Origin of the sequence: Metabacillus litoralis (assembly GCF_003667825.1) — a bacterium.
In the GTDB taxonomy this organism is placed as follows: domain Bacteria; phylum Bacillota; class Bacilli; order Bacillales; family Bacillaceae; genus Metabacillus; species Metabacillus litoralis_B.
Genome location: NZ_CP033043.1, coordinates 2,736,028 through 2,752,461, shown reverse-complemented (window position 1 = coordinate 2,752,461; position 16,434 = coordinate 2,736,028). Strand labels below are relative to the sequence as shown.

Genomic DNA, 16,434 nt, shown 5'->3' with positions numbered 1-16,434 from the left:
GTTTATGCGGTCTATTTATTTTAATTGGGGTTATTTATTTAGTTTTCTTTTAAATGATATTTATAAAAAGTCTGGCTATATGTCAGGCTTTTTTATTTGTTTAATTTAGTCATCATATAGTGAGTATGCCTTTTATAAATATTTTATATTTCTGAAAATAAAAAAATCTGCTATACTTTTTTTAAGTGGAAGCGCAAGTGAATATTTTCAAAAAGATTAGATTTCCTCATTGCTTATATATCCCTCAGGAGGAGGAGAGTAAAATGGAAAGTCAAAAACCTTGGTTATCATTATATCCTACCGAAATTCCTCATCAAATTAATACTGATCAAAAACCACTGCATTATTATTTAGAGCAATCTGCACTAGAATTTCCTAATAAAATCGCTATTCATTTTTTAGGAAAGGAGTTAACCTATTCAGACCTATATGATCAATCTTTAAAGCTGGCGAATTATTTCCAATCCTTGGGGTTAGAAAAGGGAGATCGTGTGTCAATAATGCTTCCAAATTGTCCACAAGCAGTGATCTCTTATTATGCTGTATTACTAGCTGGCGGTATAGTTGTCCAGACGAATCCTTTATATATGGAAAGAGAATTAGAATACCAACTAAAAGACAGCGAGTCCACTTTTATCGTAACGCTTGATTTATTATATCCGAGAGTTTCTAAAATGAAAGCGTTAACAAAATTGCGGCATATTATCGTCACAGGCATTAAAGATTATTTGCCATTTCCGAAAAATTTATTGTATCCTTTTGTCCAAAAGAAGCAAAATCAAATCGTTGTAAAAGTAGAACATGAGGGCAGCACGCATTTGTTTAAAAAAATTATGGAATTATCAAAGCCTTCTGTTGAAGTACCAGCATATATTCCTTCAGAAGACGTGGCCCTCCTGCAATATACTGGAGGTACGACAGGTTTTCCTAAGGGTGTTATGCTTTCACATGAAAATGTTGTTTCAAACACAAAGATGTGTGCAGCATGGATGTACAAATGCAAAAGAGGGGAAGAATCTGTATTAGGAATTATTCCTTTCTTTCATGTTTATGGGATGACAACTGTTATGAACTTATCTGTGATGCAAAGCTTTAAAATGATTCTTTTACCAAAGTTTGATGCCACAGATACATTAAAAACAATTGAAAAATTAAAGCCAACATTATTTCCAGGTGCTCCAACAATTTATATTGCACTTTTGAATCATCCTGATATTCATAAGTATAATCTTTCCTCAATCGAATGCTGCATAAGTGGATCCGCTCCGCTTCCTGTGGAAATACAAGAAAAATTTGAACAAATAACAGGTGGGAAATTAGTAGAAGGCTATGGCTTATCGGAAGCATCTCCCGTTACTCATTCAAATTTTATTTGGGGGAAAAGAAAGAAAGGCAGTATTGGTGTTCCATGGCCAAACACAGACGCAGTTGTTCTTTCTTATGAAAATGGGGGGATCGCTGAGCCGAATGAACTTGGAGAGATTGCGATTAGAGGTCCTCAAGTTATGCAAGGATATTGGAATAAAAAGGAAGAAACAGAAGCGACGATTAAAGATGGTTGGCTGCTAACAGGTGATATTGGCTACATGGATGAAGAAGGTTACTTTTATATTGTAGATCGTAAGAAGGATATGATTATTGCTGGTGGGTTTAATATTTACCCACGTGAGATTGAAGAAATTCTATACGAGCATGAAAAAGTCAAAGAGGTAGTGGTTGCGGGAATTCCTGATCCCTATCGTGGAGAGACAGTAAAAGCTTATATAGTTTTAAAGGATCATCAACATGCAACAGCCGAGGAATTTAATGAATATGCGCGTAAACATTTAGCGGCATATAAGGTACCACATATTTATGAATTTAGAGACGATCTTCCTAAAACAGCTGTCGGAAAAATATTAAGACGTGCATTAGTTGAAGAGGAAAAAGAAAAAATGAAAAACGCAAACTAATAGTGAAATAAAGAGAGAGGGTTTTAGGGTTTTATACTAAAGACCCTCTCGATTACATATTGAAAAATGAAAATAAAAAATTGCTAATTGAGGGCTTGACATAAAGCTAAGGAAAACTTAAGATTGAATTATGAATGATGATTCATTCATTAAGAAAAAGGAGTCGAACATTACATTGAGACAGAAGAAACCAAAGTTTATTCAGATCATTGATGCAGCTGTTATTGTAATTGCAGAAAATGGTTATCATCAAGCACAAGTATCCAAGATTGCTAAGCAAGCTGGAGTTGCTGATGGAACTATATACTTATATTTTAAAAATAAAGAAGACATCCTTGTTTCTCTTTTTCAAGAGAAGATGGGCGTTTTTATAGAAAAAATTGAAGAAGAAATAAAAGATAAAACAAATGCAGCAGACAAGTTGTATTCTCTGATTGAAAAACACTTTACACTACTTTCAGAAGATCATCAACTTGCCATTGTGACACAACTTGAGTTAAGACAGTCTAACAAGGACTTACGACTGCGAATAAACGAGGTATTAAAGGGTTACCTCAATGTTGTTGACAAAATTATTCAAGAAGGAAAGGAAAGTGGAGAATTTAGACAAGACTTAGATGTAAGATTAGCAAGACAAATGATTTTTGGAACCATTGATGAAACAGTAACAACATGGGTCATGAATGAACAAAAATACAGTTTAGTTAATCAAACAAAGAAAGTTCACGATTTATTTGTTTACGGTTTTGTGACACCTAAATCCTCATGAAATTTGTTCCCTTCTCTAAATAAGGGAGGGGACATGATAAATAAGGCATTTTCCTACTATAAAGAAAATACATTTAAGTAGATTTTAGTAAATAGGAGGAATTAGATGAAGCTGTTAAGGCTAACCAAAGAAAAAAATGTTGCTGTTGTGACGATTAATCATGAACCAGCAAATGCACTTTCATCAAATGTTTTGAAAGAGCTTTCAATTTTACTTGATTCAATTGAACAAGATGACCAGGTCCGAGCGGTCGTACTTCATGGTGAAGGAAGATTTTTCTCTGCTGGAGCAGATATTAAGGAGTTTGTTACTGTTTCATCAGATGGAGAGTTTTCAAAATTAGCAGAAGAGGGACAGAAAATATTTGAAAGAATTGAAAACTTCCCTAAGCCGATTATTGCAGCCATACATGGTGCTGCATTAGGGGGCGGTTTAGAACTTGCAATGTCTTGTCATCTACGAATTGTAACGGAAGATGCTAAGCTTGGATTACCGGAATTACAACTAGGAATTATTCCAGGTTTTGGTGGTACTCAAAGGCTACCAAGATATATCGGTAGGGGCCGTGCATTAGAAATGATGGTAACAAGTGAACCAATCCTAGGGAAGGAAGCAGTAGAACTAGGTCTTGCAAATCATGCCTACCCGCAAGAGAGTATGTTAGAAGAAGCAAAGAAATTAGCTGGCAAGTTTGCTCAAAAAAGTCCAGGCTCAGTTAAAGCAGTCATATCACTTTTAAATGCTTCTAAAATCTCCACCTATGAGGAAGGAATGAAACAGGAAGCTAAGCTTTTTGGGGAACTTTTTAATAGCGCTGATGCAAAAGAGGGGATTACAGCTTTTATTGAAAAGAGAAAGCCGAATTTTACGGGAAAATAAAGTATCTATTAAAATACTTAACTTAACATGGGGGAATGGAAAATGAATATCTTCGTAATTATGAAAAGAACGTTTGATACTGAGGAAAAGATTGCTGTGCAAAATGGAAAAATCAATGAGGATGGAGCAGAGTTTATTATAAATCCTTATGATGAATATGCAATCGAAGAAGCTATTCAATTACGTGATGCAAATGGGGGAGAAGTAACGGTAGTCACAATTGGTGGAGAGGATTCAGAGAAAGAATTAAGAACAGCTTTGGCTATGGGGTGTGATAAAGCTGTTTTAATTAATACTGAAGATGATTTAGAAAATGGTGATCAATATTCAACCTCAAGAATTTTAGCTGAATATCTTAAAGACCAAGAAGTAGATATTATCCTAGGTGGAAATGTAGCTATTGACGGTGGATCTGGTCAGGTTGGTCCAAGACTAGCTGAGTTATTAGATATTGCGTATGTAACAACCATTACTAAGCTTGAAATTGATGGAGACAAAGCAACGATTGTTCGAGATGTAGAGGGAGACTCTGAGGTTATTGAAGCATCTCTTCCACTTCTTGTAACAGCTCAACAGGGGTTAAATGAACCTCGTTATCCATCATTACCAGGAATTATGAAAGCAAAGAAAAAGCCATTAGATGAGCTTGAATTAGATGATCTTGATTTAGACGAAGACGATGTTGAAGCTAAAACAAAAACAATTGAAATCTATTTACCACCGAAAAAAGAGGCTGGAAAAGTATTAGAAGGTGAAATAGGGGATCAAGTAAAAGAATTAGTTTCATTACTTAGAAATGAAGCGAAAGTTGTTTAATTGATAGAGAAGGTTCTGTGAAGTATGGGAGAGAAATTTTAAATAGTTGAACAGGGGGAAATGATAATGGCAAGAAAAGTACTTGTATTAGGTGAGGTTCGTGATCAATCACTACGTAATGTATCTTTTGAGGCGATTGCTGCAGGAAAAACAATTGCAGAGGGTGGAGAGGTTGTTGCTGTTTTATTAGGAGATAATGTTTCATCATTATCAACCGAATTAATTCATTTTGGTGCTGATCGTGTTGTGGCGGTTGAAAATGAAAAATTACAAACATATACACCAGATGGTTACTCTCAAGCTTTATTGTCGGTTATTTCAGAAGAAAATCCTGAAGGCATTGTTTTTGGTCATACGGCACTTGGTAAAGACCTATCACCTAAAATTGCAGCAAGATTAGGCTCGGGGTTAATTTCAGATGCTACAGCTATTGAGGTAACAGGTGGAAATGTGGTATTTACTCGTCCAATTTATTCAGGAAAAGCATTTGAGAAGAAAATAGTAACTGACGGAGTTATCTTTGCCACTATTCGTCCAAACAATATTGCTCCACTAGAGAAAGATGATACAAGAAGCGGAGACACAAATACCCTATCTGTAGATATTAAAGATTTAAGAACAATTGTAAAGGAAGTTGTTCGTAAAGCTTCAGAGGGTGTTGATTTATCAGAAGCAAAAGTTGTTATTGCAGGTGGTCGTGGAGTTAAGAGTGAAGATGGTTTTGAACCTTTAAAAGAATTAGCAAATGTTTTAGGAGGAGCAGTAGGGGCTTCGCGTGGAGCATGTGATGCTGAATACTGTGATTACTCTCTTCAAATCGGTCAAACTGGAAAAGTGGTAACTCCTGATTTATATATTGCATGCGGAATTTCAGGTGCGATTCAACATCTAGCAGGTATGTCAAACTCTAAGGTCATAGTGGCAATTAACAAAGACCCTGAAGCTAACATCTTTAAAGTAGCAGACTATGGAATCGTAGGAGATCTATTTGAAGTTGTTCCACTATTAACAGAAGAATTTAGAAAATTAAAGGTTCACGCATAATTTTAGTTTAAACAAAAGCACGTTTCCAAAGCGTGCTTTTTAATTTAAGGTGTTTTGCCAAAGTGTTATATTTATTGATATCATGTTTTAGCTTAATAGTGGAATGTAGCGAAAGACACTCGACTCCTGCGGGAGGTAGAGGAAAGGCTGAGACCCCGCAGGCAAAGCCGAGGAGGCTCAGCTTCCTCCCCGCGGAAAGCGAGTGTCTGTAGCGCAATGAAACGAACTAATTTCACACGGGTTGAGAAATAAAAAAGAAAGAATTAAATGTATTTGCTTCAATACAACTTAATCTATACAAAATATGTCGTTTATTGAAAAAACATGTTATTCTTTCTCAACATAGGGAAAAGTAATACTGAAGCAAATCATTAGCTTACTTAGCACTGTAATGCTATACTTTAAACATATTTACCCTTACAATTTAGGAGGAATTACGAATGGCAATTACAAATGTAACAGATCAAACATTTTCAAACGAAACAAACGAAGGTGTCGTATTAGTAGATTTTTGGGCACCATGGTGCGGACCTTGTAAAATGATTGCTCCAGTTCTTGAAGAGCTTGATTCAGATATGGGAGATAAAGTGAAAATTGTTAAAGTTGATGTTGATGAGAACCAAGAAACAGCTGGCAAATTCGGCGTTATGAGTATCCCAACTTTACTTGTACTAAAAGACGGTGAAGTTGTTGATAAAGCTGTAGGATATCAGCCAAAAGAAGCGCTTGCTGAAGTATTAAACAAGCACGTATAAGAAATTACCTTGATTTTTATCATGCTGTTTATAAAAAGGATTGACCTTGTGTCAATCCTTTTTACAATGAATGCAAGATAGGAAAGAATTTCATAGAATACGACAAATTAACAAAGGACGAAAGAAAGTGTACATGATAAAATGGTCTATAGCTATTATGAAATAGGCAGTAATTCGCCTTTTTAATTCAGAATTAAAGTGGGGAATTACTGCCTATCTTATTGTCAATTACTATTATAAAAAAGGAGTGTCTGCTATGAAAGAACATATTAAGGAAAAGCTTGCACTTCTTCCTGATCAACCGGGTTGTTATATCATGAAGGATCGACAGGGAACTGTCATTTATGTAGGGAAAGCAAAAGTACTGAAAAATCGCGTTCGCTCTTACTTTACAGGTTCACATGATGGAAAAACATTACGTTTAGTTAATGAAATTGTTGACTTTGAATATATTATTACCTCTTCTAATCTAGAAGCATTAATATTGGAATTAAATCTGATTAAAAAATATGATCCCAAGTATAATGTAATGTTAAAGGATGATAAAACATATCCTTTTATTAAAATTACAAATGAACGGCACCCTAGACTCCTTGTAACAAGACAAGTTAAAAAGGATAAAGGAAAGTACTTTGGGCCATATCCGAACGTTCAATCTGCGCGTGAAACGATAAAATTACTAGATCGTTTATACCCGCTAAGAAAATGCTCGACATTGCCTGATCGTGTTTGTCTTTATTACCATATGGGTCAATGCTTAGCACCGTGCGTTAAAGATGTGTCTGAAGAAACAAATCGACAAATGGTAGAGGAAATTACGAAGTTCCTAAATGGTGGATACAAAAATATTAAGAATGAATTATCGGAAAAAATGAGTAAGGCTTCAGAAGAGCTTGAATTTGAGCGGGCAAAAGAGCTTAGAGATCAAATTCTTCATATAGAAGCAACGATGGAAAAACAAAAGATGACGTTAAATGATTTTGTTGATCGTGATGTGTTTGGGTATGCATACGATAAGGGTTGGATGTGTGTACAAGTCTTTTTTATCCGACAAGGAAAATTAATTGAACGTGATGTGTCAATGTTTCCAATCTATGATAGTCCTGAACAGGAGTTTCTTACGTTTTTGGGTCAATTTTATTCTAAAACAAGTCACTTTATCCCAAAGGAAATCCTGCTTCCGGATAGTATCGAATTTGAATTAGTTGAAAAGTTGTTAGACGTAACAACACTTCAGCCTAAGCGTGGTAAAAAGAAGGACCTTATATTATTAGCTCACAAAAATGCAAAGATTGCTCTTCAAGAGAAATTTTCTTTAATTGAAAGAGATGAAGAAAGAACAATTAAGGCTGTTGAAAATTTAGGTGATAAATTAGGGATCCATACTCCCCATCGAATTGAAGCATTTGATAATTCAAACATACAAGGAACTGACCCTGTATCAGCAATGGTTGTGTTTGAGGATGGAAAGCCGGCAAAAAAATATTATCGTAAGTATAAAATAAAAAGTGTAAAAGGTCCTGATGATTATGAGTCTATGAGGGAAGTTGTCAGAAGACGCTATACAAGAGTTTTAAAAGAACAATTAGCATTACCTGACCTTATTATTATTGATGGTGGAAAAGGGCATTTGGCAGCTGCTCAAGATGTGCTAGAGAATGAGTTAGGGTTATCTATTCCTGTAGCCGGATTGGTGAAAGATGATAAACACCGAACTTCTGAGCTCATAATAGGTTCACCACCTGAATTTATAAAGCTAGAAAGAAACAGCCAGGAATTTTACCTGCTTCAAAGAATTCAGGATGAAGTCCACCGTTTTGCGATCACCTTTCATCGTCAACTTAGAGGAAAGAATGCCTTTCAATCTATTTTGGATGATATTCCAGGTGTTGGAGAACAAAGAAAAAAGATGCTCTTAAAACATTTTGGATCTGTTAAAAAAATGAAGGAAGCAAGTCTCGAAGATTTTAAAGAAGCTGGTATGCCGGAAAATATAGCAAAGCAAATAACGGATTATTTAAAAGAGGAAAATGGAAACTGATAGTCCATTATGTTTCCTTAACAAATAATCTCTTGCGCTTTTCTATAATGTTTGATAAGATTTTATTAATTTGATATTGATCGTTAGTTTGTAAATGATGGTAGAGGTGCGGTCATTAATAGTAACTAGTTTGAGGAAAGTGGATTCCAATGACAACTAGTGAAAGGAATGATTGCCGAAGTGATAAAAGCTCCATTACTTTTATCGCTGGTTTTACATTTAAGAGATGTAAAATTGTCAAGAAACACTATGTTCTTGGAGAGCTATCTCATTGTATAAGCGAATATAATTTTCGTTTAGTTAGCAATGGGATTTTATGTGCCCATTGCTTTTTTGTTGTTCTGCAATGTGATTTCTTATCTACTAACAAATGATCGATCATTGAAAAACAAATATGGAAGGTGAGATATCATTGGGTATTATTGTTCAAAAATTCGGCGGAACGTCAGTGGGTTCAGTAGAAAGAATTCAAAATGTTGCGAATCGTGTTATACAAGAAAAAGATGCAGGTAACGATGTGGTTGTTGTTGTTTCTGCAATGGGAAAATCGACTGATCAGCTTGTTGATTTAGCAGGGCAACTCACTTCTAAGCCGAGCAAGCGTGAAATGGATATGCTTCTTACAACTGGTGAGCAAATAACCATTTCCCTTCTATCAATGGCCCTAATAGAAAAAGGGTATGATGCCATTTCATTTACTGGCTGGCAGGCAGGGATTGAAACGGAGTCAACACATGGAAATGCAAGAATTACGAATATATATCCTCAAAAAATTAATAAAGAGCTAGAGAAGGGAAAAGTTGTCGTTGTTGCCGGATTCCAAGGGGTAGCGGTAGAAGGTCAGATTACTACATTAGGTAGAGGTGGATCTGATACGACAGCAGTAGCCTTAGCTGCAGCACTGAAAGCAGACAAGTGTGACATTTACACTGACGTTACTGGAGTCTTTACAACAGACCCTCGATTTGTAAAGGAAGCAAGAAAACTAGAATCGATATCATACGATGAAATGTTAGAATTAGCAAATTTAGGAGCTGGTGTTTTGCATCCAAGAGCAGTAGAGTTTGCGAAAAATTATAACATCCCATTAGAGGTTCGTTCTAGTATGGAAAATGAGCGGGGCACAATTATTGAGGAGGAAGCGGAAATGGAACAAAACTTAATTGTTAGAGGAATTGCATTTGAAGATCAAGTAACAAGAGTATCAGTGTTAGGGTTGCCTAATGAATTAACAACATTATCAACTATTTTTTCAACATTAGCGAAAAATGGGCTAAATGTGGACATTATTATTCAGAATACAACAACTGATAACAAAACTTCTATTTCTTTTTCAGTTAAAACAAATGATCTTGAAGATACTATTCGTGTATTGGAGCAGTATAAAGAAGAGTTAGGTTATGAACGCGTTGAATCTGAATCCGGATTGGCAAAAGTCTCTATTGTAGGTTCAGGAATGGTTTCAAACCCTGGTGTAGCTGCAGAGATGTTTGATGTATTAGCAAAACAAGGTATAGAAGTGAAGATGGTTAGTACATCTGAAATTAAAGTTTCAACGGTTATTTCTCAAGCGCATATGGTATCTGCTGTTGATACGTTGCACAATGCGTTTGAGCTCTCAAAACCTGCTGCAACCGTGTAATTCAGAATAAAGAGGGGAGATTGCCCCTCTTATTCTATTATTAATCATCTTTGGCTTCTTTTACCTAACGGTGCATCATCAAGAATGTCTTTGCTATCCCACTTTACAGTAAACACAACTTTGTTTGCGCGCTTCTTTAGTTGCTCATATGTCTCAGTTATATGCTTGTTCATCATCTGAAGTTGTTCAGCTATAAATCCTGCTTCTAACTGAAACGTATATTCATTACTTTTAGAAAAACGAATGGAAATTAGTTCTCCACTCAGCTCAAATTCCATTTCATTTTTTTTATTATGTAGCAAAGTAAGCTGTCCCCATCCTGCTGCTTGAAAAAAATCAGAGAGTTCTTCAATTGAGGATACAGGATATTTTCGTGCTAACCCTTTACCTGCCCAATAGAGCATTTGCTGGTAGTCTTGGCCGAGAATATCAGGGATTAAAACTTCCCTGAGTAGTTCCAGTCCGAATGCAGGCATTTGGATATTTTCTAATTTGTCCTTATCAAGTCTTGCGGATTGTTTGTTCACGGTATTCCCCTCTTTCTATTTCATATTATATATCAACATCCAAGGTGAAAAACATGAAATATTAAGGAAAATTATGAACGACGTAAGTTAGAACTAGTAATGAGTCTGAAATTTCCAGAATAGGATGCTAAAGTAGGTTGTTTTAAAATAAGGTATACTGATAAAATAAAATTACATGTAATTAGTATTTGTCGAAAAATTATAATTTATGAACACGTTTTCTTGACGCTCTTTCTTTAAGGGAGTAAAATGTACTTGTTGCATTTACCTACTTTTAAACTAGCATGAAAGATTACTAGACTGCTAGTTTATATTCGTAAATTTTACTGACTGTAATGTAGACCACTATTACATTTGGTAAACTTTATTAGGAAACAAATTAGTTTTAAAAAAGTGAGCGCATTATTGATACTAGGGGGTAAGTTTTATGGCTGGAAACCGAGAGTTTATTAATCGTAGACTGCACTCATTACTTGGAGTAATTCCGGTAGGGATCTTTTTGATTCAGCATCTAATCGTCAACCATTTTGCCACAAGAGGTGCAGAAGCATTTAACAATGCAGCACACTTTATGGAAATGTTGCCATTTAGGTATGTGCTTGAGATTGTAATTATTTTCCTTCCACTTTTATACCATGCGATTTACGGAGTTTATATTGCATTTACAGCAAAAAACAATGTAAGTAACTATGGTTATCTTCGAAATTGGTTATTCATGCTACAGCGTGTAACAGGAATTATTACCTTTATTTTTATCGCTTGGCATGTATGGGAAACGAGAATTGCTGCTGCGCTTGGAGCAGAAGTAAACTATGACATGATGGCTTCTATCTTAAGTAGTCCTTTTATGCTTGTATTCTACTTAATTGGTGTTATTTCAACCGTGTTCCATTTTGCTAATGGTTTATGGTCATTTGGAGTTAGTTGGGGAATCACAGTTACTCCTCGCTCACAAGTAATCTCTACTTATGTCACGCTCGGTATCTTCTTAGCGTTATCATACGTGGGTGTTCGAGCAATCTTTGCATTCGTCTAATCCAGCAATAGCTATTAAAGGGAGTGGGCTTAATGAGTAAAAGTAAAATTATCGTTGTCGGAGGCGGTTTAGCTGGTTTAATGGCTACTATAAAAGCTGCTGAAGCCGGCGTTCAAGTAGATTTATTTTCATTAGTACCTGTTAAAAGATCGCACTCAGTGTGTGCACAGGGTGGGATTAACGGGGCTGTAAATACAAAAGGTGAAGGTGATTCACCTTGGGAGCATTTTGATGACACTGTTTATGGTGGGGATTTCTTAGCAAATCAACCACCTGTTAAAGCAATGGCTGAAGCAGCACCTGGAATTATACACTTATTAGACCGAATGGGTGTAATGTTCAACCGTACTCCAGAAGGATTACTAGATTTCAGACGTTTTGGTGGTACACAACACCACCGTACAGCTTTTGCTGGAGCAACGACTGGTCAACAGTTACTATATGCTTTAGATGAGCAAGTAAGACGTCATGAGGTAGCGGGTCTTGTAACGAAATATGAAGGATGGGAATTCTTGGGTGCGGTTATTGATGATGATCGAGTTTGTCGTGGGGTTACTGCACAAAACTTAACATCTATGCAAATTGAATCGTTCCGGGCAGATGCTGTGATTATGGCAACTGGTGGCCCAGGAATTATTTTCGGGAAATCAACTAACTCGGTTATCAACACTGGATCTGCAGCATCGATTGTTTATCAGCAAGGTGTTCATTATGCAAATGGAGAATTTATTCAAATTCACCCGACCGCAATTCCAGGAGATGATAAACTTCGCCTAATGAGTGAATCTGCTCGTGGGGAAGGTGGACGAGTTTGGACATATAAAGATGGGAAACCTTGGTACTTCCTTGAAGAAAAGTATCCAGCTTATGGAAACCTTGTACCTCGTGATATTGCAACACGTGAAATCTTTGATGTTTGCGTAGAGCAAAAGCTTGGAATCAATGGTGAAAACATGGTTTACCTTGATTTATCACACAAAGATCCAAAAGAACTTGATATTAAACTAGGTGGTATTATTGAAATCTATGAAAAATTCATGGGTGATGATCCACGTAAAGTTCCAATGAAAATCTTCCCTGCAGTTCATTATTCAATGGGTGGATTATGGGTTGATTATGACCAAATGACGAATATCCCAGGTTTATTTGCAGCAGGTGAGTGTGATTACTCTATGCACGGTGCAAACCGTCTTGGTGCAAACTCATTACTTTCTGCAATCTATGGTGGTATGGTAGCGGGTCCTAATGCTGTTAAGTACATTAATGGACTTGAGAAGAGTGCTGAAGATCTTTCTTCTAGTGTGTTTGAGAGTCATGTAAAACAGGAAGAAGATAAATGGAATAATATCATGAGCTTAGATGGTACTGAAAATGCTTATGTTCTTCATAAGGAATTAGGAGAATGGATGACAGATAACGTTACCGTTGTAAGACATAATGATAAGCTTCTAAAAACAGATGAGAAGATTCAGGAACTTATTGAACGTTTTGATAACATCAATATTAATGATACTGCTAAATGGAGTAACCAAGGTGCTGCGTTTACACGTCAGTTAAAGAATATGCTTCAGTTATCACGTGTTGTAACATTAGGTGCTTACAACCGTAATGAAAGTCGTGGAGCACATTATAAACCTGAATTCCCAGATCGAAATGACGAGGAATTCTTAAAAACAACGATGGCAACATATGCAGGTGACCGTACTGCCCCTAAATTCCACTATGAAGATGTGGATGTATCATTAATTAAACCACGTAAACGTGATTATTCTAAAAGTAAAAAGGGGGATAACTAATGAGTGAAAATAGAGTAGTTCAGTTTATTATTACCCGACAAGAATCACCAGAAGCAGCCCCTTATCAGGAAAAGTTCGAAATACCTTATCGCCCGAATATGAATGTTATATCGGCGTTAATGGAAATTCGACGTAATCCAGTAAATGTTGAGGGGAAACAAACAACGCCAATTAACTGGGATATGAACTGTTTAGAAGAAGTATGTGGTGCGTGTTCAATGGTGATCAATGGAAAGCCTCGACAATCTTGTACAGCTCTAGTTGATCAGCTTGAACAACCGATTAGACTTGAACCAATGCGTACGTTCCCGGTTGTTCGCGATTTACAGGTTGATCGTAAACGTATGTTTGACTCACTTAAAAAAGTTAAGGCTTGGATTCCGATTGATGGAACTTACGATTTAGGTCCTGGACCACGTATGCCAGAGAAAAAGCGTCAATGGGCTTATGAGCTATCAAAATGTATGACTTGTGGAGTATGCTTAGAAGCTTGCCCTAACGTGAATAGTAAATCAAACTTCATTGGTCCTGCTCCACTATCACAAGTTCGTTTATTCAATGCTCATCCTACTGGTGAAATGAATAAGTCTGAGCGTCTTGAAGCGATTATGGGAGACGGTGGATTAGCAAACTGTGGTAACTCACAAAACTGTGTGCAATCTTGTCCAAAGGGTATTCCTTTAACAACATCGATTGCGGCATTAAATCGTGATACAGCATTTCAATCATTCCGTAATTTCTTTGGTAGTGACCAAGGATAACAGTAAAAAGGGACTGACTTTCATGTCAGTTCCTTTTTTATTTATAGACAAATGAAAGGAAGAGAATGATGAAGAAAATACCGTATATAGAAAGCTTTGATTCAGCTTATAAAGAGAGCTTTAGCTTTTCACATCCAATAAAAATTCGATTTTCTGAAACAGATATGTTTGGACATATGAACAATACGGCTCCTTTTACATACTTTGAAGAAGGAAGGATAGAATTCTTCAAAAAAACTGGGATGATGCAGAAATGGTTACAAGCAAATGGCGAAAGTATTCCTGTTGTTGCAGATTTGCAATGTGATTTTTTACATCAAGCTTACTTTGATGACAAGATAAATCTTTTTGTCAAGATAAACCGTATAGGCACATCTTCGGTTGATTTGCATTACTTAGGAGTAAACGATCATAGGGAGAGTATTTTTGTAGGCCGAGGAACAATTGTACAGATCTCACAACGAACAGGAAAGAGTGTTCCATGGTCTGAAGAAGATAAAAAATGTTTAACAGCATATGAAACAATAAAGAATTAATAAAATGGACGCAGTTAAACATCTTTTCCGTTCTGAATCTGTCACAGTCCCCCTCGGTTACACATAGTATATGTTGACTAAATATATACCCATCCGTTAGATCAGCTCTCACCTTAGCAAGGAGGGTTACAATACTTGAAAGAGAAAGAGTTTCAATCAAAGCCACTACTCACGAAAAGAGAGAGAGAAGTATTCGAATTGTTAGTTCAAGATAAAACGACGAAAGAGATTGCTAGTGAGCTCTTTATAAGTGAAAAAACGGTTCGAAATCATATCTCAAATGCGATGCAAAAGCTTGGTGTTAAGGGACGCTCTCAAGCGGTTGTTGAGCTCCTTCGAATGGGTGAACTCGAGCTCTAACCAATACCGGCTATCCTTTTCATAAAGGGAGCCGGTTATTACTTTATACAGAATGATTTAAAATTTATATATAGAATTTGTTGAAAAATATGTAACTTGCAATTTATTAAAAAAACAGGGAAAATAACATTGATATAAAAAGATAACATTATAATGGTTTAGAGAGGGTTAAAGTTGAGCATAAATCAAGGAATTGATAAAACACAAACTGTATCTGATCTTGAAAAGGCACTTCGTCATATATCAGGAATTATTAAACAAAAAGGTCGGGAAATTTTAAATGACTATCATATAACACCACCTCAGTTTGTTGCCTTACAATGGTTATGGGAAAATGGTGACTTAACAATTGGAGAGCTTTCTAATAAAATGTTTTTAGCATGTAGTACGACAACCGATTTAGTGGATCGTATGGAAAAGAACCAATTGGTTATCAGAGTAAAAGATACTCATGACAGAAGAATTGTAAGAATACACTTATTAGCAGAGGGCGAGCGGATTATTGAGGAAGTTATTCAAAAAAGACAAAATTATTTAAGAGATATGCTGGTTAACTTTGAAGAAGAAGAATTAGTAATACTTGAAAAATCGTTAATAAAACTACAACAAGAAATGAGTTAAGAATGAGGCGATGATTTGAAAAGACCAATCGGTGTCATTGATTCTGGCGTAGGTGGGTTAACTGTCGCAAAAGAAATCATGAGACAATTACCAAAAGAAGAAATCATCTATTTAGGTGATACAGCACGTTGTCCATACGGACCAAGACCGGCTGAAGAAGTACGCAGGTTTACCTGGGAAATGACAAATTATCTGTTAGAAAACCACCATATAAAAATGCTGGTTATTGCTTGTAATACAGCAACAGCCATTGCTCTAGAGGAAATTCAAGAAAACGTGGATATTCCCGTAATAGGTGTTATTTTTCCAGGGGCAAGAACAGCTGTAAAAGTAACAAAAAATGATCATATCGGGGTTATCGGTACAATTAATACCATTCAAAGTGCTGCATATGAAACAGCATTAAAAACATTAAATAATCAGCTAATTGTTGAGAGTCTTGCTTGCCCTAAATTTGTTCCGTTAGTAGAAAGTGGAGAATTTGAAGGGGAAGAGGCTCAAAAAATTGTTAATGATTCTCTTTCAGCTTTTAAGGGTAGTGAAATCGATACGTTAATTTTAGGGTGTACACATTATCCCATTTTGCAATCGCAAATTGAAGAGTATATGGGACAAGCCGTGAAAATAATCTGTTCTGGAGATGAAACCGCCCGAGAGGTTAGTACAATATTATCATTCAATAAAACTCTCAATTTATTTTCAGGTAAAAAGAATCACCGTTTTTTAACAACAGGTCCAAAGCAGTTGTTCGAAAAAATTGCATCAAAATGGTTCGAGCAACCTGTTAAACATGTAGAATCAATTACATTAAATCAGATGAATCAGAAACATCGTACATTATAAAAACACAGTGATGCACTGTGTTTTTATTATATCTATTTATCTCTCAAAATCCTCAT

General features: G+C 36.0%; 16 protein-coding genes and 1 riboswitch. Of the genes, 15 read left to right on the top strand and 1 reads right to left on the bottom strand.

What is annotated here, in order from left to right; translation table 11 throughout:
* Positions 1-263 precede the first annotated feature (263 nt).
* The 8 genes from D9842_RS13720 (at position 264) to D9842_RS13685 (ending at position 9,898) form a co-directional block, all read left to right on the top strand.
* Entirely contained in the window at positions 264-1,952 is a 1,689-nt protein-coding gene (locus D9842_RS13720) for an AMP-binding protein (RefSeq protein ID WP_098795874.1), read from the top strand.
* Positions 1,953-2,127: 175 nt separating this feature from the next.
* Complete coding sequence (locus D9842_RS13715) at positions 2,128-2,721, top strand: fatty acid metabolism transcriptional regulator FadR (RefSeq protein WP_098795875.1); 594 nt, start codon at positions 2,128-2,130, stop codon at positions 2,719-2,721.
* Positions 2,722-2,826: 105 nt separating this feature from the next.
* Positions 2,827-3,600 carry an enoyl-CoA hydratase gene (locus tag D9842_RS13710; RefSeq protein WP_121663018.1) on the top strand — a complete coding sequence of 258 codons (774 nt, stop codon included), beginning with the start codon at positions 2,827-2,829 and terminating at the stop codon, positions 3,598-3,600.
* Positions 3,601-3,642: 42 nt separating this feature from the next.
* Entirely contained in the window at positions 3,643-4,416 is a 774-nt protein-coding gene (locus D9842_RS13705; RefSeq protein ID WP_121663017.1) for an electron transfer flavoprotein subunit beta/FixA family protein, read from the top strand.
* A gap of 66 nt (positions 4,417-4,482) precedes the next feature.
* Entirely contained in the window at positions 4,483-5,460 is a 978-nt protein-coding gene (locus D9842_RS13700) for an electron transfer flavoprotein subunit alpha/FixB family protein (protein WP_121663016.1), read from the top strand.
* Positions 5,461-5,900: 440 nt separating this feature from the next.
* Complete coding sequence (gene trxA, locus D9842_RS13695; RefSeq protein WP_098795879.1) at positions 5,901-6,215, top strand: thioredoxin; 315 nt, start codon at positions 5,901-5,903, stop codon at positions 6,213-6,215.
* 256 nt (positions 6,216-6,471) lie between these two features.
* Entirely contained in the window at positions 6,472-8,256 is a 1,785-nt protein-coding gene (gene uvrC, locus D9842_RS13690) for an excinuclease ABC subunit UvrC (protein ID WP_098795880.1), read from the top strand.
* Positions 8,257-8,349: 93 nt separating this feature from the next.
* A riboswitch (Lysine riboswitch) is annotated at positions 8,350-8,530 on the top strand.
* Between the two features lie 138 nt (positions 8,531-8,668).
* Positions 8,669-9,898 (top strand): aspartate kinase, encoded by a 1,230-nt coding sequence (locus D9842_RS13685; protein WP_098795881.1) that lies wholly within the window; start codon positions 8,669-8,671, stop codon positions 9,896-9,898.
* A gap of 44 nt (positions 9,899-9,942) precedes the next feature.
* Here the strand turns inward: D9842_RS13685 and D9842_RS13680 are convergent, their stop codons facing one another.
* Positions 9,943-10,374: a YslB family protein gene (locus D9842_RS13680; protein ID WP_098795934.1), complete on the bottom strand. Its 432-nt coding sequence runs from the start codon at positions 10,372-10,374 to the stop codon at positions 9,943-9,945.
* Between the two features lie 478 nt (positions 10,375-10,852).
* Between D9842_RS13680 and D9842_RS13675 the strand changes: the two genes are divergently transcribed.
* The 7 genes from D9842_RS13675 (at position 10,853) to racE (ending at position 16,378) form a co-directional block, all read left to right on the top strand.
* The gene (locus tag D9842_RS13675) at positions 10,853-11,461 is read left to right on the top strand and encodes a succinate dehydrogenase cytochrome b558 subunit (RefSeq protein WP_098795882.1); all 609 of its coding nucleotides are present in this window, start codon (positions 10,853-10,855) and stop codon (positions 11,459-11,461) included.
* 32 nt (positions 11,462-11,493) lie between these two features.
* Positions 11,494-13,257, top strand: a complete 1,764-nt coding sequence (gene sdhA / locus D9842_RS13670) for a succinate dehydrogenase flavoprotein subunit (RefSeq protein ID WP_121663015.1) — start codon at positions 11,494-11,496, stop codon at positions 13,255-13,257.
* Positions 13,257-14,018 (top strand): succinate dehydrogenase iron-sulfur subunit, encoded by a 762-nt coding sequence (gene sdhB, locus D9842_RS13665; RefSeq protein ID WP_098795884.1) that lies wholly within the window; start codon positions 13,257-13,259, stop codon positions 14,016-14,018. Before sdhA ends, sdhB begins: the two co-directional genes overlap by 1 nt.
* 68 nt (positions 14,019-14,086) lie before the next feature.
* Positions 14,087-14,554, top strand: coding sequence for an acyl-CoA thioesterase (locus D9842_RS13660; RefSeq protein ID WP_121663014.1), 468 nt, complete (start codon positions 14,087-14,089; stop codon positions 14,552-14,554).
* Positions 14,555-14,689: 135 nt separating this feature from the next.
* Positions 14,690-14,914 (top strand): spore germination transcription factor GerE, encoded by a 225-nt coding sequence (gene gerE / locus D9842_RS13655; protein WP_003184172.1) that lies wholly within the window; start codon positions 14,690-14,692, stop codon positions 14,912-14,914.
* 180 nt (positions 14,915-15,094) lie between these two features.
* On the top strand, positions 15,095-15,535 hold the full coding sequence (locus D9842_RS13650; RefSeq protein WP_232273900.1) for a MarR family winged helix-turn-helix transcriptional regulator: 441 nt from the start codon (positions 15,095-15,097) through the stop codon (positions 15,533-15,535).
* A gap of 15 nt (positions 15,536-15,550) precedes the next feature.
* Positions 15,551-16,378, top strand: coding sequence for a glutamate racemase (gene racE / locus D9842_RS13645; RefSeq protein ID WP_121663013.1), 828 nt, complete (start codon positions 15,551-15,553; stop codon positions 16,376-16,378).
* The last annotated feature ends 56 nt before the right edge of the window (positions 16,379-16,434 follow it).